20 protein-coding genes and 1 pseudogene are annotated in these 18,271 nt (G+C 58.4%); 10 read left to right on the top strand and 11 right to left on the bottom strand.

Going from position 1 to position 18,271, the window contains the following annotated elements; translation table 11 throughout:
* Positions 1–106 (top strand): annotated as a pseudogene (locus EXE46_RS06420) (IS5/IS1182 family transposase); the annotation flags it as partial.
* A 287-nt stretch (positions 107–393) separates the two neighbouring features.
* Positions 394–1,125, top strand: coding sequence for a molybdopterin-guanine dinucleotide biosynthesis protein B (mobB, locus tag EXE46_RS06415; protein ID WP_137687597.1), 732 nt, complete (start codon positions 394–396; stop codon positions 1,123–1,125).
* Positions 1,126–1,248: 123 nt separating this feature from the next.
* Here mobB and EXE46_RS06410 read toward each other — a convergent pair whose 3' ends face one another.
* The 8 genes from EXE46_RS06410 to EXE46_RS06375 form a co-directional block, all read right to left on the bottom strand.
* On the bottom strand, positions 1,249–1,833 hold the full coding sequence (locus EXE46_RS06410) for a molecular chaperone (RefSeq protein ID WP_004597856.1): 585 nt from the start codon (positions 1,831–1,833) through the stop codon (positions 1,249–1,251).
* On the bottom strand, positions 1,830–3,134 hold the full coding sequence (nrfD, locus tag EXE46_RS06405; protein WP_121564859.1) for an NrfD/PsrC family molybdoenzyme membrane anchor subunit: 1,305 nt from the start codon (positions 3,132–3,134) through the stop codon (positions 1,830–1,832). Before nrfD ends, EXE46_RS06410 begins: the two co-directional genes overlap by 4 nt.
* A complete protein-coding gene (gene dsrO, locus EXE46_RS06400) occupies positions 3,134–3,964 on the bottom strand; it encodes a sulfate reduction electron transfer complex DsrMKJOP subunit DsrO (RefSeq protein ID WP_004597860.1) in 831 nt (276 codons plus the stop codon). Before dsrO ends, nrfD begins: the two co-directional genes overlap by 1 nt.
* A gap of 2 nt (positions 3,965–3,966) precedes the next feature.
* Positions 3,967–6,450 (bottom strand): molybdopterin-dependent oxidoreductase, encoded by a 2,484-nt coding sequence (locus tag EXE46_RS06395; RefSeq protein ID WP_137687596.1) that lies wholly within the window; start codon positions 6,448–6,450, stop codon positions 3,967–3,969.
* Positions 6,443–6,685 (bottom strand): 4Fe-4S ferredoxin N-terminal domain-containing protein, encoded by a 243-nt coding sequence (locus EXE46_RS06390; RefSeq protein ID WP_004597865.1) that lies wholly within the window; start codon positions 6,683–6,685, stop codon positions 6,443–6,445. Before EXE46_RS06390 ends, EXE46_RS06395 begins: the two co-directional genes overlap by 8 nt.
* Positions 6,686–6,865: 180 nt before the next feature.
* Positions 6,866–7,522, bottom strand: coding sequence for a helix-turn-helix domain-containing protein (locus EXE46_RS06385; protein ID WP_137687595.1), 657 nt, complete (start codon positions 7,520–7,522; stop codon positions 6,866–6,868).
* 91 nt (positions 7,523–7,613) lie between these two features.
* Positions 7,614–7,949, bottom strand: a complete 336-nt coding sequence (locus EXE46_RS06380) for a carboxymuconolactone decarboxylase family protein (protein WP_137687594.1) — start codon at positions 7,947–7,949, stop codon at positions 7,614–7,616.
* A 91-nt stretch (positions 7,950–8,040) separates the two neighbouring features.
* Positions 8,041–8,439 (bottom strand): helix-turn-helix domain-containing protein, encoded by a 399-nt coding sequence (locus EXE46_RS06375; RefSeq protein ID WP_137687593.1) that lies wholly within the window; start codon positions 8,437–8,439, stop codon positions 8,041–8,043.
* Positions 8,440–8,914: 475 nt separating this feature from the next.
* Between EXE46_RS06375 and EXE46_RS06370 the strand changes: the two genes are divergently transcribed.
* The 5 genes from EXE46_RS06370 (at position 8,915) to EXE46_RS17600 (ending at position 12,893) form a co-directional block, all read left to right on the top strand.
* Positions 8,915–9,970: an Mrp/NBP35 family ATP-binding protein gene (locus EXE46_RS06370; protein ID WP_137687592.1), complete on the top strand. Its 1,056-nt coding sequence runs from the start codon at positions 8,915–8,917 to the stop codon at positions 9,968–9,970.
* Positions 9,971–10,144: 174 nt separating this feature from the next.
* Complete coding sequence (locus EXE46_RS06365) at positions 10,145–11,065, top strand: extracellular solute-binding protein (RefSeq protein ID WP_137687591.1); 921 nt, start codon at positions 10,145–10,147, stop codon at positions 11,063–11,065.
* The gene (locus EXE46_RS06360; protein WP_137687590.1) at positions 11,062–11,904 is read left to right on the top strand and encodes an ABC transporter permease; all 843 of its coding nucleotides are present in this window, start codon (positions 11,062–11,064) and stop codon (positions 11,902–11,904) included. The genes EXE46_RS06365 and EXE46_RS06360 overlap by 4 nt, the downstream gene beginning before the upstream one ends.
* Positions 11,905–12,059: 155 nt before the next feature.
* The gene (locus EXE46_RS06355; protein WP_137687589.1) at positions 12,060–12,584 is read left to right on the top strand and encodes a hypothetical protein; all 525 of its coding nucleotides are present in this window, start codon (positions 12,060–12,062) and stop codon (positions 12,582–12,584) included.
* A 177-nt stretch (positions 12,585–12,761) separates the two neighbouring features.
* Positions 12,762–12,893: a hypothetical protein gene (locus EXE46_RS17600; protein ID WP_255509484.1), complete on the top strand. Its 132-nt coding sequence runs from the start codon at positions 12,762–12,764 to the stop codon at positions 12,891–12,893.
* A 28-nt stretch (positions 12,894–12,921) separates the two neighbouring features.
* On the opposite strand, the gene EXE46_RS06345 is transcribed toward EXE46_RS17600, so the two are convergent.
* The gene (locus tag EXE46_RS06345) at positions 12,922–13,275 is read right to left on the bottom strand and encodes a MarR family transcriptional regulator (protein ID WP_094519341.1); all 354 of its coding nucleotides are present in this window, start codon (positions 13,273–13,275) and stop codon (positions 12,922–12,924) included.
* Between the two features lie 299 nt (positions 13,276–13,574).
* On the bottom strand, positions 13,575–14,567 hold the full coding sequence (locus EXE46_RS06340; protein WP_137687588.1) for a hypothetical protein: 993 nt from the start codon (positions 14,565–14,567) through the stop codon (positions 13,575–13,577).
* Positions 14,568–14,741: 174 nt separating this feature from the next.
* Here EXE46_RS06340 and EXE46_RS06335 point away from each other — a divergent pair, with 174 nt between their 5' ends.
* Both EXE46_RS06335 and EXE46_RS06330 read left to right on the top strand, forming a co-directional pair.
* Positions 14,742–15,101, top strand: a complete 360-nt coding sequence (locus EXE46_RS06335; protein WP_094519343.1) for a hypothetical protein — start codon at positions 14,742–14,744, stop codon at positions 15,099–15,101.
* Positions 15,098–15,592, top strand: a complete 495-nt coding sequence (locus EXE46_RS06330) for a zinc ribbon domain-containing protein (protein ID WP_094519344.1) — start codon at positions 15,098–15,100, stop codon at positions 15,590–15,592. The genes EXE46_RS06335 and EXE46_RS06330 overlap by 4 nt, the downstream gene beginning before the upstream one ends.
* A 390-nt stretch (positions 15,593–15,982) precedes the next feature.
* Here the strand turns inward: EXE46_RS06330 and EXE46_RS06325 are convergent, their stop codons facing one another.
* Positions 15,983–17,227: an orc1/cdc6 family replication initiation protein gene (locus EXE46_RS06325; protein ID WP_094519345.1), complete on the bottom strand. Its 1,245-nt coding sequence runs from the start codon at positions 17,225–17,227 to the stop codon at positions 15,983–15,985.
* Between the two features lie 608 nt (positions 17,228–17,835).
* Here EXE46_RS06325 and EXE46_RS06320 point away from each other — a divergent pair.
* On the top strand, positions 17,836–18,267 hold the full coding sequence (locus EXE46_RS06320; protein WP_094519346.1) for a TRAM domain-containing protein: 432 nt from the start codon (positions 17,836–17,838) through the stop codon (positions 18,265–18,267).
* The last annotated feature ends 4 nt before the right edge of the window (positions 18,268–18,271 follow it).

The following is an 18,271-nucleotide window of genomic DNA, read 5'->3' as shown; positions in this document are numbered from 1 at the left end:
CCGCGTCCACGCACGAACAGAAGTGTTCGTTGCGCTGTGCCTACGGCTCGTTATTGCCATCACCAACTACGAGCGCGGAAACCTACCGGGCTGTGAGAAGCTATGAGATGGATTCTATGACACGCTCCGAGACAGTAATCGGGGTGGATAGTGAGGGAAGTTCGTGGAGACGAGTGTCTGGGGAATTCATTGTGCCTAACAGTAAAGCAGTAGTTCTCAGCGACCCTGAGCCTGCTCCTTAACAATTAACCTAATTAACTAAATATAAAAGTATAGTCTTGCCTCGGTCTGAAGAATCTCATCTACATGCGAACAGCCGCTGTGACGACCGAATGAGTCGCTCTGATCTAGCGCTTCCGGACGCTATATATCAGCTTCTCTGTGAGTAAGAGTATGAAAGTACTCGGCGTCGCCGGACCGTCCGACTCCGGAAAGACAACCACTGTCGCAGAGCTCGCGTCTCGCCTCAGTGCTCACGGGGCGGTGGGAACCGTCAAGCGCCTCACTCACGAGCCAGACATCGATACCGATGGGAAAGACACCGCCAGACATCGAGCGGCTGGCTCGATGTATACCGTTGGTCTCACCGACGACGGAGGATGGTTCGGTACCGGCGACCAGCGAACGCTTAGCGACGTGCTCGACGACTTCGCAATCGAGTGTGACTACGCCATCGTCGAGGGGTTTAGCGACAGTCACCTGCCGAAGGTGTCGCTCGGCGATAGACCGGTTACAGCCCCGGAAGTAGTTACGGCAGCCAGCGCTGACGATCTTGACTTCGACGAGGTGACGGACATCATCGAAACCCTCCCCTCCTACGAGACACCGGCGTCCCTCGTGACCGCGCTCCGTGGCTCAGTCGGTACAAGCGCTTCCGGAAGTATCGCGACGAGTACCGTACTGGAGGCTGAACTGGCTTCCACTGATAACGTGGAAACACAGGTCGAAGCGGCGGAACGCCGCCTCCGTTCGACGGACGGCGTCCGTGACGCGCGCGTCCACCGTCAGCAGTCTCTCTTCGACGAACATGACGATCTCGTCTACGTGGTAGCACTGGCCGACGGCCCAACAAGAGCGAACGAGGCGATCGGCGAGGCGCTCGATCAACTGGTTGAGACAGTCTGACTGCCCCACGTCCGCGGCTCTCTCAAGAGAAGAGCAACCCACGGAAAAGCGGTACCTGCGCGGTGGCGACTCGGTCGATAATACCGCCGAGACGCCGTCGAGTTCGTAAGCCGAGTGGCTCAGCTATCCCACCACCTGCCGGGTTGTCGCCGCTAGCGCCTCATAGAACTGTTCAGATGTCTTGTCCTCAACACGCTCCAAAAACGCTTCAGTCCACGTGTTGAGATGTTCGTCACAGAACTGTTCGAGCCGCTCATCGAACCCTTCTTCCGCCAGGTACGCGGCGAACTCTAACTCCGTCGCGATATGGTCTGGAAGGTCAGAATGGTCCTGAGCGGGCTGAACGCCAAACTCTCGATACCAGCGCGCGACCGCCATCGTAGCGGGCCCCTTGACTGGACCGAGTTCGTCGGGGTCGTCGCGGTCGCGGTAGACGCTCTCGTACGGCGGACACGGCGGTCCTGCCGGGCCGATAAACAGCCGCGTGTGTTCGGTTCGAAGGTCCTTGAGGTCTACCGATCCGAGGTCGCCGAACACCGGTTCCAACTCGCCCGCTTCGACGGCCGCGACGAGCCGGGGGCTGGGCTCCCGCCAACACTCGGCGAGGACCGCGTATGTCGCCGCTGCGTCCGACTGGAACGCGTCGCTTTCGTCGGTCCGTTCGGTCGACCGCTCACGTTCGGTCGACGCGGTAGTTTGGTCCGTCATTGGTCTTGTTTTCCGCCGTCAGTCGCGTACGATGGCTCAGCGTCAACTCGCTGAATCGGCACGTACTTCAGGCCGAGCGTGACGATAAACGCCCCGAAGGCGATAATGCCGAGGGTGACAGCGATCTCAACGAGCGTCGGGGTGTAGGCCCCTGCCGTCGCCCAGATATCGGTCGTAATACCGGTGTACTCGCCGCCGAGCGAGATGCCGGGCGCAGAGTCGATGTTGGCGACCTCGTACCCCGTGAACACGAGGCGAATCCCCTCGAACATCGTCCCGACGACCGCGAGCACGCTCGCGGTAAAGATGACTGATACGCGCTTTCGGAGAGGCGGGAGTGCCAGCATAGCGAGTGGGACTGCGCCACCAACGACGGTCCACAGCCAGAAGTACACCGAGTCTCCGATCAGGAAGTTACTCATGATGGCCCAGAACTCGAAGTGATCCGCCCAAGCGTGTGGTAGCCGCTCGGCCGCTAAGAGGTACACCACGTGGAACGCGAGGAAGATCCCGAGGATCTTGCCGAGGCTCGTGAGCTCCTCTCGGTCGACCTCGAAGTTCGTGTACCGGTCCGCGAGGACCGACACGACCAGCAGCAGGCCGAGCCCGGATACGAGCGCTTTCGCGATGAACACCGGGGCGACGAGCGGGCTGAACCAGTCGCCGCGACCGACCTGCGTCGCGAATATCCAGCCCGTCACCGAGTGGAGCGCGACCGCGGTCGGAAGCGCGACTGCTGCCGTCCAGAACATCAGCGTTCGATCGCGCTCACGGCCCGCCTCGGTGTCTTTGAAGCCGAGCGCGAGGGCCGACCCGCGCGCGGCCAGGTCACGTCGGGTCAAGAGCCACAGGTACCAGAGGTTTAAGAGTCCGTACAGCAGGACGATACCGAAGTCCCACACCATCGGTGACCGGAAGTCCGGCGAGGTGAAAAACTGGTATATCCGCCCCGGACGACCGATGTCCGGCAGGATGAGCAGCCCCGCGACGATGATACACGCGAGGCTGACCAGCACTCCGAGCCGGGCGAAGCCCTCGTAGCGGTGCGAATGGAAGAACTTCGGCGCGCTACTGATGATGAGTCCGCCCGCCGACAGCCCCACGAACAGGACGAACATCATGATGTACAGCCCCCACGAGAAGACGTTGCGCATTCCCGTGGCGATCAGCCCCGTCGTGAGCTGGTACCCCCACGCAGCGATCCCAGCGGCCATGAGCGCGACGAGCAGGCCGATCCAGAGCTTGCCCTTTCCGCCGAACGAGGGGATCGCAACGCGCGACGATCCGGTCTTCGCTGCCATCAGTCGTCACCTCCCGATTTCGCAGGCGTAGCGTACGGAATCTCGCCACCCTCAACCGAGTGGCTGCTACCACTCGACTCGCCACCAGCACTGTCGGCTTCCTTCGACGGAACATCGTCGTCACCGTCGGACCACGGCGAGACGTCGTCGAGTTCGCTCTCCATCTTGTCCGACGTCTGCGGGCGTCCCGGACTCATCTCACCGCTGATGTAGTACGTGTTCGGGTCCGTCCCGCGGTCTTCGAGCAGCTGGTCCGTCTCGTACTTGTCGATGTACTTCGAGACGGTGCTGCTCTCGTCGTCGAGGTCACCGAAGATGCGGGCATCGGCCGGACAGTTGACGACGCAGGCCGGATCGAGCCCCTCGTCGACGCGGTGGCTACAGAACGTACACTTCTCGACGACGCCCTGCGGTCGGGCCTCCACGTCACCGGTTCCCTCCTCTGGCATGTGTTCGGGTTCGTCCCAGTTGAACACCCGAGCGTTGTACGGACACGCCGCCATACAGTAGCGACAGCCGATACACTTGTCGTAGTCGATCTCGACGATGCCGTCGTCGCGGGTGTACGTCGCGTTGACCGGACAGACCTTGACGCACGGCGCGTTCTCGCAGTGTTGACACGCCGTCGGCTGGTACTGCATGTCCAGTGACCCACTCCCGCCGTCTTCGGGGTAGCCGCCCGAGGGAGTGTCCATCTTCTCACCGCCCTCGGTGAGAACGCGGTTCCAGAACTGCCCCATCGGAACGTTGTTCTCCTGTTTACACGACACTGCGCACGCTTGACACCCGATACACCGCTCCTGGTCGATTACGAGCCCGTGTTTTGTCATCGTCAGTCACCTCCTGTGGGAGTCGCTTTGGCACCGCTCCCGCGCGGGTTGTCAGATCCGTATTTATCGGTGTCGACGTCGTCGGGTGCGGATTCGACCGCCACCCGCACGTCGTAGAACGCCATCGTCTGGCCGACCTCACTGACCTCGTTGTGCGTGAGGTCTTGGAGGTGACCCTCGACGAAGTCGCGGCTCCACCACCCCTGATCGGTGTTGACCAGACCGGGCTGGAATGCGTCGTTGTACTTCGCTTTCACGACCATCTCGCCCCGGTCGTTGTACACCCGGACGTACTCGCCGTCGTCGATGCCCCGTGCCTTCGCGTCCTTCGGGTGGATGTCAAGCTGCGGTTCGGGATTGATCTCGCGAACCCAGTTCAGCATCTCGTACTGCGAGTGGATGCGGAAGCGACTGTGCTTCTGCATGAACATCAGCGGGTACTCGTCGGCCTGCTCGTAGTCGTCGGCCGTCCGGTCTTCGAGCGGTCGCGGCACGTCGAACGTGACGCCCTCTTCGCTCGGGGCGTCGTCGTCGTACATCTTGATGCGTCCCGTTTCGGTGGGGAACGCATCGGTGTACTTGACGATCGGAACGCTCTCTTTCTTTTGCGTCCCCTGCTCGAACAGCGTGTCGAAGTCGATGTCGTCGTCTCGGCCGGCGAGCTTCCGAAGCATGTCGCGTTTCGTCTCCGGGAAGCGATCGCCGTACCCGAACCGCTCCGCGAGTCCGCGGATGGCGTAGTAGTCGTCTTTGGCCTCCCACATCGGTTCCTGTACCTTGTGGCGGTAGCCGAGATGCGGATGGGACCCCCAGCCCGAGCTGATGTCTTCCTGCTCGAACCAGTGGGGGACCGGGAGGATGATGTCCGCGTGCTGGACCGTATCCGTGTGGTGCATGTCCGCGACCACGTACATCTCGAGGCTTCTGATGGCCTCTCTGAACCGCTGGCGGTCCGGGAACTGGTTCCCCATCATGTTCGACTCGATGGAGTAGACGGCCCTGATTTTGTGCGGGTCACCGTCGATCATCGCGTCGGGATACTCGGGGAAAGTCAGCGACGGTCCGGGGTCGGCGTCGCTCGGACTCGCCCAGTCACCGGCAGCAAGCGTCGCACCGCCCGAGTGGTGGGCGTGGATGTTGCCGTGACGACCGTAGTCGCCGGTCATCCCCATCAACATGGCGTACGCCTGCCCGAAGATGTGTCCGTGTTTGTATCGGCCGAGTGCGTAGCTCGGCGCGATACCGCCAGGACCACGGGTCGCCAGCCACCGGATCGCAGTCCGGATGTTCTCGGCGTCGACACCGGTCGTCTCTGCGACCTTCTCGGGAGCGTAGTCCGCCACGTGGTCTCGAAGCCGCGTCAGTGCCGTCTCGCACTCGACGCCGTCGACGGTGAACTCTCCGAAGAGCGCGTACGCGCCGCCGGTTTCGGGTTCCAGTGCGACCGGGCTACCGCTCCCGCGTTCGACGGCGACGACCTGATTCTCGCCGCCGTCTTCGAAGACATCGCTCGCCTTGAGCAACTCCCCGGTGTCCTTCCGGATCAGCGCCGGAGCAGTCGTCCGTTTCCGGAGGAAGTCCTCGTCGTACGTCTCGTCCTCGAAGACGGTGTGCATCATCGCGAGCGCGAGGTGCACGTCCTTGCCGGGCTCGACGGGGAGCCACAGGTCCGCCTTCGACGCCGTCGTCGTGTACACCGGATCGACGACGACGAGTTTCGCCCCGTTCTCGATCGCGTCGAGGATTTTCGAGGCGTCCATCTGGAACTGACTGGAGAAGATATCCGATCCCCAGACGATGATCGTGTTCGCGTTCTCCCAGTCTTCGGCTTCGTTCGTCGGCGGGAGGAAGGCACCGACACCAGTGACGCGGTTGAAGCCGCGACCGACGTTGGTGTCGATACCCCAGGCGGACTGGGTCGCGCCGAAGAGCGAGGCGAGCCGCTTGAACGATTTCCCCGACTGCCCGTAGTTCCCCGACCCCTCGTGGAAGAGGACGCTCTCGGCGCCGTGGTCGGCTTTTAACGACTGCATCTTGTCGGCGACGAGGTCGAGCGCCTCGTCCCACGAGACGCGCTCGAACTCCGCGTCCGGACCGCGTCCCTGTGGATTGGGCTTGTCAGGCGACCAGTCCGCCCGCTTCATCGGGTACTTCAGTCGCGTCGGGTCGTACACGCGTTGCGTGTGCGACAGCCCGAGCACGCAGGCTCGCTTGTACTGTTCGTCTTCCGGTGGATGTGGTTCGATCTTCTTCACCTGACCGTCGCGAACGTGAACGTCGATCGGACACTTCCCCCGACAGTTGGGCGAACAGACGGTCTGGACGACGTCGTTTTGACCGACAAAGCTCTCGAACCCGGAGGTCGACGGCTGATCTTCCTCGCTCTCGACCAGCGTCTGGAGAAATCCGCTCCCCCCGACTCCGAGGGCGGCAGCGGCTCCACCGGCCTTCAGTACGTCTCGTCTGTACGCTTTCCCGTCAGTCATCCTCGAACCCCTCCGGCTTCGTCGGGCGTTCGTCCTCGCCGAACTCTTCTAGTACTGCTTCGTGGTACTTCTCGTGGAACTCGGCGTCAGTCAGCTCTCCATTTGAGACCCGAATCGCATCACGAGCCATCTGCACACCGAGATCAGTGTCATATTCGACATCATCTAACATCGCTTCAGCTTCATCTTCCCACTCATCAATCGGCGTCAGTCTCGGCTGCTGTGGGTCACTCATGGCTCTAACTGTATGTTGTGAGTAGACCGCGATACGACTCGCGCTGTATACTACAGCATCTTATATACACCGCGAGTTATTGGCGAACAATTATTATATTATAGCACAGATAGAATACTACCTTGGTATTTCACACGCCTTATCGTCGCAGATCGATGACCGTCCCGAGAGCCGGACGGCTTACCTGAAGGCGGCGAGCGCAAGTTTCGACTCCACCGAGCTCAGCCGCTGCGACATCGCCGACTTCGTGATGTCTAGGTCCGCAGCGAGTTCACCGACGCTCGTCTCCCTCGGCGTCTCGTAGTAGCCCGACGAAACCGCCATCGCGGCCGTCTCCCGTTCGGTCTCGGTCAGCGTGGAGAGGTCGAGGGTGACGCGGTTCGACCGGTCGCCGTCGACGGAGTCGACCCGGGTGAGACGGCGCAACGAGAGGTCGTCCGTCGCCTCTCTGAGATCGTCTATCAGCGCGGAGAGGTGGTCGCGGTCCGGGAGGAACGCCTGAATGACAACGGCTTCGTCGGTGACCTCCGTGATCTTCGGAATACAATCGTAGTCAAAGAAAATTGGGCAGAAACATTCTGATGTGATCTCGGTTTTCGAGTGACGGATCTCGGTATCAGTCGGGCCTCCCTCCGTCTCGTCGTCGTGATCGCGCGCTGTTTCCGTGTGACACTCTCCGTCGGAAGACTGCCGGTCGATCCGGTCGGCGTCTCGGCCGTAGACCTCGACGGGACAGGCGACCGCGCCAGACGCAGATAGCTCGAACTCGACGTAGAGGCGACGGGTCTCTTCCGTGTCGCCACTCTCTCCGTTCGACGATCGCTCTGTCAGTCCCATAATCGGTGCGTACGACGAACGAGCATAAGACGTTGTCTCGGGTTATCGGCCTTTAGAACGGCCGAGAAGACGAGACGAGTGAACTGGTTGCTCACTCTGTATCCACAATGTCGTCGATCCACGTTAGCACTGCCACCGCCTTCGGAAACCCGATTGTTGGCACAGCCAGCAGAGCGACGTGTCGTAACGCCTCGGGATCGACACCCTCCTCGAGCGCTCGCCGGACGTGGGAGTGGACAGCTCCCTCCGACCCAGAGCCGGCCGCCAGCGCCAGTTTGACGAGGCGTTTCTCTTCGCCCTCGATCGGGCCGGCTTCCGAACAGGCTTTGCCTAAATCGGAGTACTCGTCCCACACCTCGGGAAATTCAGCGGCGAGTTCACCCGCCGTCGACGGGAGTTCGTCGGTGTCTTCGATGGCATCAGACATACACGGACATCTAGAGAGCACAGATAAAAGCGACCCGAGAATTTCCATGACGTGACGATACTGCCTCGGTCGGTTCGACAGATTCGAGCCGTCACTCCCCTTGACTAGACGCCATTGTCGGATCCAGTACCCGCCCGTGAGTCATCTCTTCGCCTATTTGCCGAACGATTGTCGCCTCAGCGCCGTGGAGGCGTTGTGAAATCGCCGACTTAGACACATTAAACTCCGCTGATAGGTCTGCGAGTGTCGCTTCCCGTGGCTCGGCGTAGTATCCAGCTTCAACCGCTCGAAGCAATGTCCGACGCTGTACCTCTGTCAGCTTCTCGGGGGAAATTGTTACCGTTGAGCGCTCCTTGGCGCGGATATCACGAACTCGTATTCCGTCAATATCGAGATCCGCAATCGTACCTAAGACGGCCGCAATATCGACACTCGGATCGGTCTCTATTAGAACCGTATGCCCACCGTCGCCCGCACCGTTCGTTGCCATTGGTAAACCCGTACGAGTACATTCCGCTGAAAAGAGTAAACTCGCTCCGCTAAATTATGTTAGTCATTATATATTCTTATGAATGACGAGACGGCCAAAACACCACCGTCGTGTGACGGAAGCTGCCGATGATCTCGGTGGATGGATTGTACTCTGCTGTAGAAACTCTCGCCACACAGCGCCTACTCGAATCGCTCGCTCGGACCGGGCGGTACAGCAGTAATTCGTTAGAGCACGCTTGATAGGTTTAAAACCCTGTAATATTCAGGAATACGGCTTGGCCGCTCGAGATATTACACACGAACATGTGCCGAGACCATGGTGACTATAGGGCGCCTGAAGGCTCAGAGGCCTGTCTCGAGTCTATAGCGTTCCACGACTGGCCGGCGCCCATCGAGGGCACCGCCCACGATATTACGGTCGACGACGGCAAAGTGCGGCAATTCGCCCCGCAGCCTAACCACGTGATCTACTAATGGCTACCCTTCAAAACGCGCTCGCACGGGTCGAGGATCCGGCCCTTGATGACGACATTGTTTCGCTCGGTCTCGTCGGAGACATCGAATTCCATGGAGATACCGCCCACGTACCGCTCGCACTCGGTGCCCCGCACTCGCCGGTCGAGACACAGATAACCGAGGACGTTCGAGCCGCCGTTCGGGACGAGGGATACGAACCAGTTCTCTCGGTCGAGATCGACGATACGACGCCCGCCGGCCAGATGGACGGCGCACCGAACGTGATCGCTGTCTCCTCCGGGAAGGGCGGCGTCGGCAAAAGCACCGTTTCGGTGAATCTTGCGACGGCGATGGCCGAGCGGGGGGCCAATGTTGGACTGTTCGACGCCGACGTGTACGGCCCTAACATCCCGCGGATGCTTGGCGTACAGGATGAACCGGGGAGGGCGGAAGACGACGAGACAATCAGACCGGTCGAGAGCCACGGACTCAAGCTGATGAGCATCGGCTTCCTCGTCGGTGACGACGATCCGGTCATCTGGCGGGGCGCCATGGTCAATAAGGTACTCACAGAGCTACTACACGACACTAAGTGGGGAGATCTCGACTACTTCGTCGTCGACTTGCCTCCGGGAACGGGGGACGTACAGCTGACCTTGCTCCAGCAGATAGGGGTCTTGGGTGCGCTCGCCGTGACGACGCCGCAGGACATCTCGCTGGATAACGCCCGAAAGAGCGTTCGGATGTTTGACAAACATGATACGTCGGTACTCGGCGTCGTCGAGAACATGAGCGGGTTCGTCTGTGACGAGTGCGGGACTCGACACGACGTGTTCGCGACCGGCGGGGGCCAGCGACTCGCCGACGAGTTCGATCACCCGCTCCTCGCCGAGATCCCGCTCGACCCCGCGATCCAACAGGGGTGCGAGGTCGGAGAGCCCGTCGTTTCCGACGGTAACTCGGAGCCGGCACGAGCGTTCCGAAAGCTCGCTGAACGGACGATGGACCAAGTCGGTCGAGAGCGGCGACGTTCGCACGCCAACGGTGCCGTCGAAATTGGGCAGAACCAGTAGGCAACGGCACGCTGAAGCTCGCGCTCAGTCGAAGGTCTCCCTTCAGATCTGGCGTCGTAATTAGATATGACCGCGAATAACTTGGAGATTGTCGAAATATAATCTTAAGCAATTACTTCTCACGAAGTAGTAACTTGAGAAGGTTATATTCAACTGGTGTCTGAAGGCTTTCCCATGCAATCGCGATCCCGTCGATCGGTCCTCGCGACACTCGCGGCCGGGGGCGGAGTCGGGGCTGCTGGCTGCCTCGGTGGCGGCAATTCTGTCTCCGTTCTCGCCGCCGGGAGCCTCGCGGTCGTCCTCGACGAACACCTCGGACAGCGGTTCGAAGAGGAGACGGGACTCGCCGTTCGCGGGGAATATTACGGCACCAACGCGGTGATGCGGATGGTCGAGGACGACCGGAAGTACCCTGACGTTGTCGTGAGCGCTGACGCCAGGCTATTACGCGACCGACTCTACGACACTCACTCGGCATGGGACGTGTCATTCGCGTCCAACGCCATCGGGATCGCCTATGCTCCCGACACACGGTTCGGGGAACGACTAAATGCGGGCGATCCGTGGTATGAGGTTGCGCGTGAGGCCGACAGCGGTAATTTCGCGATAAGCGATCCCGATCTTGATCCCCTCGGATACCGCGCCATCCACGCGTTTCGACTCGCCGAGCGGGAACACGGGCTCGACGGCTTCGCCGAGACCGTCACCGAGGCCGCCTATCGGGAGCCGGAGGAACCACAGCTGCTCGCCGGCGTCGAAACGGGGAACCGCGCCGCCGCGGTCGTCTACCGGAACATGGCCGCGGACCACGGGCTTCCGTTTCACTCGTTCCCGGACGCGTACAACTTCTCGAACCCGGAGTATGCCGACCGGTACGCGGAGGTCTCATACACGACGGACGACGGGTACACGGCGACCGGTGCGCCGATCGTGTACAACGCGACGGTGCTCGAAAGTGCGGACTCGCCGAACGCCGGGCGCGAATTCGTCAGATTCCTTGCGAACGCCGATAAGGCTCTCCGTGAGAACGGGTTCGAGACGGAGGAATTCCCGAGAACGCATGGAGAGGCTCCAATCGAGGTGAGCAGCGAATGAGCCTTGTTGATGTAACTCGCTCAGCCACGAAATCACGACGTGTACCCCCGCTGCTGGTCTTTGGAGTTCTCGGAGTGGTTCTGCTCGTGTACTTCGCGCTCCCCTTCGTGGTGTTCCTCGGCCGAACCGGATCGGTTCCCGTCGTTGAGACCCTGCTACAGACGACGAGCCGGACGGCGGTCCGGAACTCGCTCCTCACCGCGCCCGTCGCTACCGCGATTTCGACCGTGTTCGGCGTTCCGCTCGCGTACGTCCTTGCACGCAAGACGTTTCCAGGGAAGCGACTTGTTGAGGCGCTGGTCGTGCTTCCACTCGTCGTCCCGCCGGTCGTTGGCGGGGCGATGCTGCTCAGTGTGGTTGGGCGGTTCACACCGATTGGAGCGGCCGCGGCGCAGGTCGGGCTACCGCTGACGGATAGTCTCGTCGGCATCGTGCTCGCACAGACGTTCGTTGCCGCGCCGTTCGTCGTGATTACCTCCCGCGCTGGATTCGGATCAATTGATGAGCGGCTTGAACAGGCGTCTCGATCACTCGGGTGCGGGCCGATAGCCACGTTCAGACGCGTGACGCTCCCTCTCGCGAGACGAGCGATTGTCGCCGGTGTTATACTCACGTTCTCGCGGGCCATCGGCGAGTTCGGCGCAACGATGATGGTCGCGTACAATCCTCGAACGATACCAACACGTATCTGGGTCGATTTTATCGCCGGCGGTATCGACGCGATTGTTCCACTCGCACTCGCGCTGTTGGCGGTCACGCTCGTTGTGGTCGCTACAGTACAGCGGTTCGCCGGGGTGCCGACCGTGGTGGAGCAAGAAGCCTCGAACTCAATAGAATGACCCACCGGTACAGGTCCGAGTGTACCCTCGAATACGACTCTGCGGCTCTGTTGAAGTCCTTAAGAGCTGATAGAATCGGCGTGCGAGATACAGAGGATACACCTGTCACAGACCGGTTGCGCTCAGTTATATTCCCACGCAGCGTTCAAGGCCGTATGGTCACGTGGCAGCAACGCTCGGTGACGTGGTGGCAGGATATGGGTGCCGGGGTCGTCACGGCGGCGGCGGCACTCGCCGCCTCCCTCCTTTATTTACTCGTGGCGATGGTAATCCCGTTACGGCTGTCGCCAGACGCGCAGTACTGGGTCGGACACGCGCCACAGTTCGCGTTTGTCGCGGGATTTGTGCTGGGCACAATCGTCTGGCGACGGGTCATCTCTCGGGTATCTACTCCGGAAAAGGGAGCGTTCGTGGGTAGCGCGATGGCCCTCGGAATCGTGGCACTCGTCCCAATACTGGCAGGAGTGTACGTACTACTGTTTCCACTCCTCCTCAGTATCGTTACCGGGCAGGGGTTACACTACGCAATACAGCTCTATCCGGAACCGCTGTGGACTGCTGTCGATGTTACTCGAACCGTCGCTACTGCGTGGAGTCCGCTGGTCGGTGCCCTGCTCGTTCCCCTCGGAGCGGTCGCAGGGTGGGCCTCCCAGCGTCGCCGTCGGCTTAGTGGGCACTAACTGTCTCGACTCGTGAACGGGCCGGTGTCCGCGGGCACGTTTGCCACCCAGCCAACCGACTCACGCTCTGGGTTCAGCACGGCTCCGAGAATATATCACCAAATGAGGAATTCAAAAGAGCCTTTCCGTAGAGTTGTAGCCAATTATTTGATTCCCACTAGTGATTTCCACTCAAGCATGACCGGAATCGTGATCCTCCCCGCTGGTCGCGACGACGCGTTCGAGGACTACAAGCAGTTCATCCGAGATGGGCACCCAATTGAGGATATTGAGTCCTACCTCAATACAGGTATGAGATTTGGCGACTAAAGGCCGCCAGAAGCCCTCGAGAAAAGAGTCACTCTTCCTCGTACGTGATGTTCATCAGCCATTGGGAGAAGGCGTCTGCCTGCGGATCGACCTCTTCTTCACCAATGAATGGCGAGAGCATGTCACCCGCCATCAGCAGTGAAAAGTCACGATCAGATGCTGTTGGTTCGAGATAGTAGGTCCGCTGACCTTCGTACACCGTTTCCTCACGCTGGATCAGCTCGGCACTCTCAAGCGCTTCGACTAGTCGGCTTCCTTTTCGCGAAGAGACATCTAGCTCTTTCCAAAAGTCGCTCTGGTGAATCCCACCTGTCTCACGGACCAGTTCAAGACCCGCACGTTCGTCCTCCGAGAGATCGACTTCACCCTGTGACGCACTCATATTCCAACAGCTAACGTGTATTCATTATAATCGTTCTTTCTGTCGCTAACACTCGTTATGAGATTGGCCGTGATTATTGTACCAATTCTCCCACTCGGTAGCACGACAAACCCGCATGGGCGTTTTCGAGTTAACCCACGCAGCGGGGTCGATGCCTTATGTATCAAACTGGTGGGAAAACGTGATGGAATGCTACATAAGGTCATAGCCCAACGACGATCAACGGTTCTGGAGTCCTTGCGTCGTAATTGCCCTCGGCCGTGGCCTGTTCGTTCTTTTCGTCACGTCATCAAACCGACTCACCGGTCGGCATTCGAGCGCGTGTGATACGACTGTCCAGACTTGAATTCGGTCAGTTCCTCGATCCGCGATTCCAGCTCTTCGACTTCGTCGCGAAGCTGGTCGGCATCGTCAGCATCGCTCGCCGCAAGTTGGTCTTTCAGCCCTTGGAGTCGCGTCTCCTTGCGATCTTCGTCCACCTCGGCTTTCCGAACGTACTCGGTTTCGTCAATCTCGTAGACGTCGCTTTCGGCAACATCAGTCACCTCGAGGGCGTCGTCAACCTTCCCGCGATCAACGCTCACCACCCGATCACGGTTGATCCCGGCTGATTCGAGCGTGTCCAGCACCTCCTCGTCGTCTTTGAGCGAGCGGTTCGTCCGAGCCGTCCGCTGGACCGAGCCGTACGATCCCGAGACCGGTCGGTCGTGATGGAGTCGGTCTAAGAGCGTATCCGCGATCTCCTTGCGGAGGTCGTTGGCGTTCCGTTGAACGTCCGAGAGCAAGGTATACAGGTCGATGAGTGTCCCTGTCTCGACACCTTCGAGCGCTGTAACCTCGTGACGTTCCAGCGCGTCGACGAGCAACAGCGCATCCGCGTAGACATCGAGATCAGGTTCTGTCCGTTCGTCGGGAGCAGGCTCAGAGGACGGGTCCTCGTCTAGCAACAATGAGGTGGTTGGCGCTTCGGTCTCGATTATCACACCTCGGTCGTCGTTCACCTCGAATCGTGGATGAAGACTCAATACCGTCGGGTATGGATCCGCATCGGGTGGGAGTCGATCGAGGTCGAACCCATCGGTAGAGTCGGAGACACGTCGATATAGTGTCTCAAACTGGTCTTTTTGAATCGGTCGCGACTCACCGCTATCTGAGAATCTGATGATGACGCGGTGTTCCTGGACGCCAGTTATCTGAAACCGGTCGTTCGAGAGTGGTGTCCGAAGCGTCGCTCCTTCCGGGAGGTCATCTAACCGCTCAAGGAGATTGTGCCAGCTGACCCGAAACGACATATTCGTAGTGAGAGAGCGCGATAGTAAATGTCTAAGGTTGTTCACAGAGATTATCGATAGATTCGTCATCGGGTGGTGGTAGTCACTTTTTCGTTACGGTGACGGAGGTGAAATATAACAGGAAGATACGACTAGGTCCACGGATTCAAGATATTTCACCACGAATCGCCACGCATGACCGATGATTTAGAAACCACACCTTCGTTTCTCTCGTCGCTTCCGAGCCAGCCCATTACCGACGATATCGTGAAGCAGATTGGCGAAACCGACAATCCAAAAGTTCGCGGAGCTATGGGCTTTCCGGGATCGTCTCCTAGTACGATCGAAGCGTTCCTGCTGGATATGGAAGCGAAGACACATGTGATTGTCTTTGATCCAGGCGCGGAACAATGGCACGTTTACAAATCATTCGAAACCGAGGGGATGAGCCATCAACAGATGGTCGATTGTGCGAGCGAACTCGCCAACGAGTGGCTCGCCCAAAGCCTCTCGGACCGCATCGCAGCCGCAGAAAACACTGAGCAGGACACATGATTCTCCGCTACTACGCTGATGCGGAGATCCGAGAATGGCACGACCATACGCTACGACTCTTTCGAACGCTGTATGATACGCACGGCATCGCTGTCGAGATCGACCGGATCGACGAGCAGCACGGGACGATCGCGAACTTCCCAGGCGAAATACGGTCCTCAAGGCCTGAGGATGTCTATGAGCGCGACCTCAAACGTAACCGTGCCCTGAACCAAACTATCGACCAGACACCGTCAGAGGCGTTCAAACGCTACGGGAAACTCGATATCGCTGGGAACGTTGCGGTAGTCGATGATGAGGGAACGGTCCAATGGGCCTCAACACTGCCGGGGTACGCTAACGGCTATCGGCCAGGGGTTGCGTCACAGACTGCGATGGACTTTCTGGAGGATATCGCCACCCGTCCAAGCAATCGTCTCTGCGTTAAGTGCCTCTCTCTGCTGGATGGCGGCGAAACCTTCTGTCCAGACTGTGGCCGCGAATTTCCATAGTATACGCTATTGAATCGGGAGTATCGAACTCTGACTGCATAGGATCACACAGGACACATGAAAGTGAGTAACTCTATCAGCTGTTTTTCACGCCATTGGCGGTTTATATTGACCAGTTAATTGGTTCCTCAGTATAAAACCAGTATACGCAGATGGCCGCTTTTCACGGTTCTTAATAAGAGCGCCTCTAACGCTATAATACTGTGTAGATTTGATCTTACCCCGACGCTGTCTTGCGTTCAACAAGGCGTCATATCTTCATATTTCAATCGAACGCAACTACCGTCACACCGGACTGTCCGCTGTTATCGTCCGACCGATCCATACGAGAGTGTGCCTCCGAGCGGAACGGACACCACGATGTCCGGAGAAACCAACACACGAAAAGAACTACTGATAGTCTTGGAGGGTTGACGTAGATTCCCGCTCAAGCAACTTCTCTATCGACTCGTGGATTCCAACGAGTTCGACAGTATCAGCCATCGCAGAGATGATTAGCTCTGGGTCCATTGACACAGAATACTCGCGGTAGGTTCCACCGCGGCGACCCTCATTGCGCTCGGTGACATCAAGAATCCCGAGCATAATGAGTTCGCTAAGATGATCACGCATCCGGCGTGTAACGAGCGGGTTGATCCCTGCCCGCTCGGCCATACTCGTATATCGGGGTCGAACATCCCGCGAGCGAACCGGAGTCTTCCCCTGCTGATCGAGCGTCAACACGGCATACAACACGAGGTGCCCATGCTGGGTGAGGCCCCCAATTCCTTCACGAATTCGCCCCCGTTCGAGTGATGTCCGGCCCTGACGAACGTGTTCATCGATTACGTGTTCAGCAGAGTCATCGCGAGCGATATCTCCTGCTTTCATCAGTAGGTCGAGTGATTGCCTAGCGTCGCCGGCATCCTTTGCCCCATAGGCAGCGCAGAGGCGGATGACGCCTTCCTCAAGAACGCCCTTGTGAAACGCGACATCGGCTCGTTGCTGGAGAATCTGCTGTAGTTCTGTGGCGTCATAAGCAGGAAAGTGGATCTCCTCCTCACACAGTGAAGATCGTACCTTCGGGGAGAGGTCCTCACGAAATGAAAAGTCGTTCGAGATACCAATAATCCCAGTCTTGGCTGTCTCAAGATTACCATTCGCTCGAGCTCGCGGCAACTGATAGAGGATGGAGTCATCCTCGATGTGATCGACCTCGTCAAGGACGATCAGAATTGTCCCCCCATTAGTGTCTAACTCGTTCCAGAGCATATCGTAGACGGCAGCTCGTGGATACCCGGTCGTGCTGATCTGATCGGTGTCGTCCCGAAACTCGTTAACTAAGCGGGTCGCGATCTGATAGCTCGATGTCAGGCCGTCGCAATTGAGCATAACCACCGAGAGATCAATATCGTCGTACGCGGCCGCATCGGACTGAAGATGATCAAGAAGATATCTCGTTGCGGCTGTCTTCCCGACACCTGTCTTACCGTAGAGAAAGACGTTGTTCGGTTGCTCACCGTTAATAACTGGCTGTAGGGTCGTCTGATATGTGTTGAGTTCCTCGTCTCGACCGACCAGCTGCTCGGGTTGGTAGTCCTCACGAAGGGCGTCCCGGTCACGATAAATATCCGTGTCCCGCTCGAACATTCCCATCGTCGTACGTCTATCAATAAATCGCTTCCATTATAAAACCACCCCGTCCGTAGTGTCCGCCGTTCTCTTCTTATTTATATCATGCTGTCACACCCTCCCCCCACTATGTCCGCTGTTAATAGAAATTTTAATCAAAGCACTCTATACTGGCTCTGAAATATAGATAGATTTATTACTATAGTATTACTACTGGTCCGTAGTATCAAGAATAGACTATATGATTAGTAGGTAGCACAAATAAGTCTCCCACTTGATTCGCATAGAACTGCGGACACTGTGGGGGGAGGGTTCAACAATACTAACTATCCACTCTATTGTTCTCTTTCTCCAGATTAGGTACTTCCACTGATGATCTAGGCCGTACACTACTGGTGGACACCACCGTGTCCGCCGTTCTCTCCCTCACGCTATCGACCACTTAGTGGGTGCCACACCACCGTGTCCGCTGTTCTGTCTAGCCGCTCTCTGAGAACAGCGGACGCTATGGTGTGTAGACACTGGTCCGACCCTCTGAGATACGATCGCTTCATTCACAATAGTACCCGTCTCTCCAAGATTCTGATACGGGACATTTAGATACTCTGTGCTTCCTACACTATTGACATCCGATGACTGAAATTCCTGATTCGTTTCGTTCTCTGTTCAGTGCTCAAATCGAAGAACGTGATGGGTCATATGTCGTGGACATTCCGTCGAATGAAGTCGAACATGACACGCTCGCTGTCGACGAAACGTACCGTATTGCCGTCCTTACATCGGAATCTTCGAAAGAACAGAAGACCCAGAAAGACCAACCCCAATCAATTGTACAAGAGGAAACTCCAACATCGGACGTTCCTCCAGTAAATGAGGGTGAGGTCCGCGATGTGACGATCGAGACGACTGGTGATCAAGGTGACGGCATTGCGAAGGTTGAACGCGGCTACGTCGTGATCGTTCCCGGCGGACAACCAGGTCATGAGCTGTCGGTCGAGATCGAGCAAGTCCAAGCAAACGTCGCGTTTGCCAGCATCGTCGAACCCGACTCACGAGCGCTGTAACGTC

It is taken from the genome of Halorubrum sp. GN11_10-6_MGM, assembly GCF_005435165.1.
Taxonomy (GTDB): Archaea; Halobacteriota; Halobacteria; order Halobacteriales; family Haloferacaceae; genus Halorubrum.
Note: the sequence above shows the minus strand (reverse complement) of the source record. Positions and strands in the feature narration are given on the sequence as shown.

What these genes read in the sequence shown, in the direction of transcription:
- mobB (WP_137687597.1), top strand. Translation starts at nt 394, where the DNA reads ATGAAAGTACTCGGCGTCGCCGGACCGTCCGACTCCGGAAAGACAACC.
- EXE46_RS06410 (WP_004597856.1), bottom strand. Translation starts at nt 1,833, where the DNA reads ATGACGGACCAAACTACCGCGTCGACCGAACGTGAGCGGTCGACCGAA.
- nrfD (WP_121564859.1), bottom strand. Translation starts at nt 3,134, where the DNA reads ATGGCAGCGAAGACCGGATCGTCGCGCGTTGCGATCCCCTCGTTCGGC.
- dsrO (WP_004597860.1), bottom strand. Translation starts at nt 3,964, where the DNA reads ATGACAAAACACGGGCTCGTAATCGACCAGGAGCGGTGTATCGGGTGT.
- EXE46_RS06395 (WP_137687596.1), bottom strand. Translation starts at nt 6,450, where the DNA reads ATGACTGACGGGAAAGCGTACAGACGAGACGTACTGAAGGCCGGTGGA.
- EXE46_RS06390 (WP_004597865.1), bottom strand. Translation starts at nt 6,685, where the DNA reads ATGAGTGACCCACAGCAGCCGAGACTGACGCCGATTGATGAGTGGGAA.
- EXE46_RS06385 (WP_137687595.1), bottom strand. Translation starts at nt 7,522, where the DNA reads ATGGGACTGACAGAGCGATCGTCGAACGGAGAGAGTGGCGACACGGAA.
- EXE46_RS06380 (WP_137687594.1), bottom strand. Translation starts at nt 7,949, where the DNA reads ATGTCTGATGCCATCGAAGACACCGACGAACTCCCGTCGACGGCGGGT.
- EXE46_RS06375 (WP_137687593.1), bottom strand. Translation starts at nt 8,439, where the DNA reads ATGGCAACGAACGGTGCGGGCGACGGTGGGCATACGGTTCTAATAGAG.
- EXE46_RS06370 (WP_137687592.1), top strand. Translation starts at nt 8,915, where the DNA reads ATGGCTACCCTTCAAAACGCGCTCGCACGGGTCGAGGATCCGGCCCTT.
- EXE46_RS06365 (WP_137687591.1), top strand. Translation starts at nt 10,145, where the DNA reads ATGCAATCGCGATCCCGTCGATCGGTCCTCGCGACACTCGCGGCCGGG.
- EXE46_RS06360 (WP_137687590.1), top strand. Translation starts at nt 11,062, where the DNA reads ATGAGCCTTGTTGATGTAACTCGCTCAGCCACGAAATCACGACGTGTA.
- EXE46_RS06355 (WP_137687589.1), top strand. Translation starts at nt 12,060, where the DNA reads ATGGTCACGTGGCAGCAACGCTCGGTGACGTGGTGGCAGGATATGGGT.
- EXE46_RS17600 (WP_255509484.1), top strand. Translation starts at nt 12,762, where the DNA reads ATGACCGGAATCGTGATCCTCCCCGCTGGTCGCGACGACGCGTTCGAG.
- EXE46_RS06345 (WP_094519341.1), bottom strand. Translation starts at nt 13,275, where the DNA reads ATGAGTGCGTCACAGGGTGAAGTCGATCTCTCGGAGGACGAACGTGCG.
- EXE46_RS06340 (WP_137687588.1), bottom strand. Translation starts at nt 14,567, where the DNA reads ATGTCGTTTCGGGTCAGCTGGCACAATCTCCTTGAGCGGTTAGATGAC.
- EXE46_RS06335 (WP_094519343.1), top strand. Translation starts at nt 14,742, where the DNA reads ATGACCGATGATTTAGAAACCACACCTTCGTTTCTCTCGTCGCTTCCG.
- EXE46_RS06330 (WP_094519344.1), top strand. Translation starts at nt 15,098, where the DNA reads ATGATTCTCCGCTACTACGCTGATGCGGAGATCCGAGAATGGCACGAC.
- EXE46_RS06325 (WP_094519345.1), bottom strand. Translation starts at nt 17,227, where the DNA reads ATGGGAATGTTCGAGCGGGACACGGATATTTATCGTGACCGGGACGCC.
- EXE46_RS06320 (WP_094519346.1), top strand. Translation starts at nt 17,836, where the DNA reads ATGACTGAAATTCCTGATTCGTTTCGTTCTCTGTTCAGTGCTCAAATC.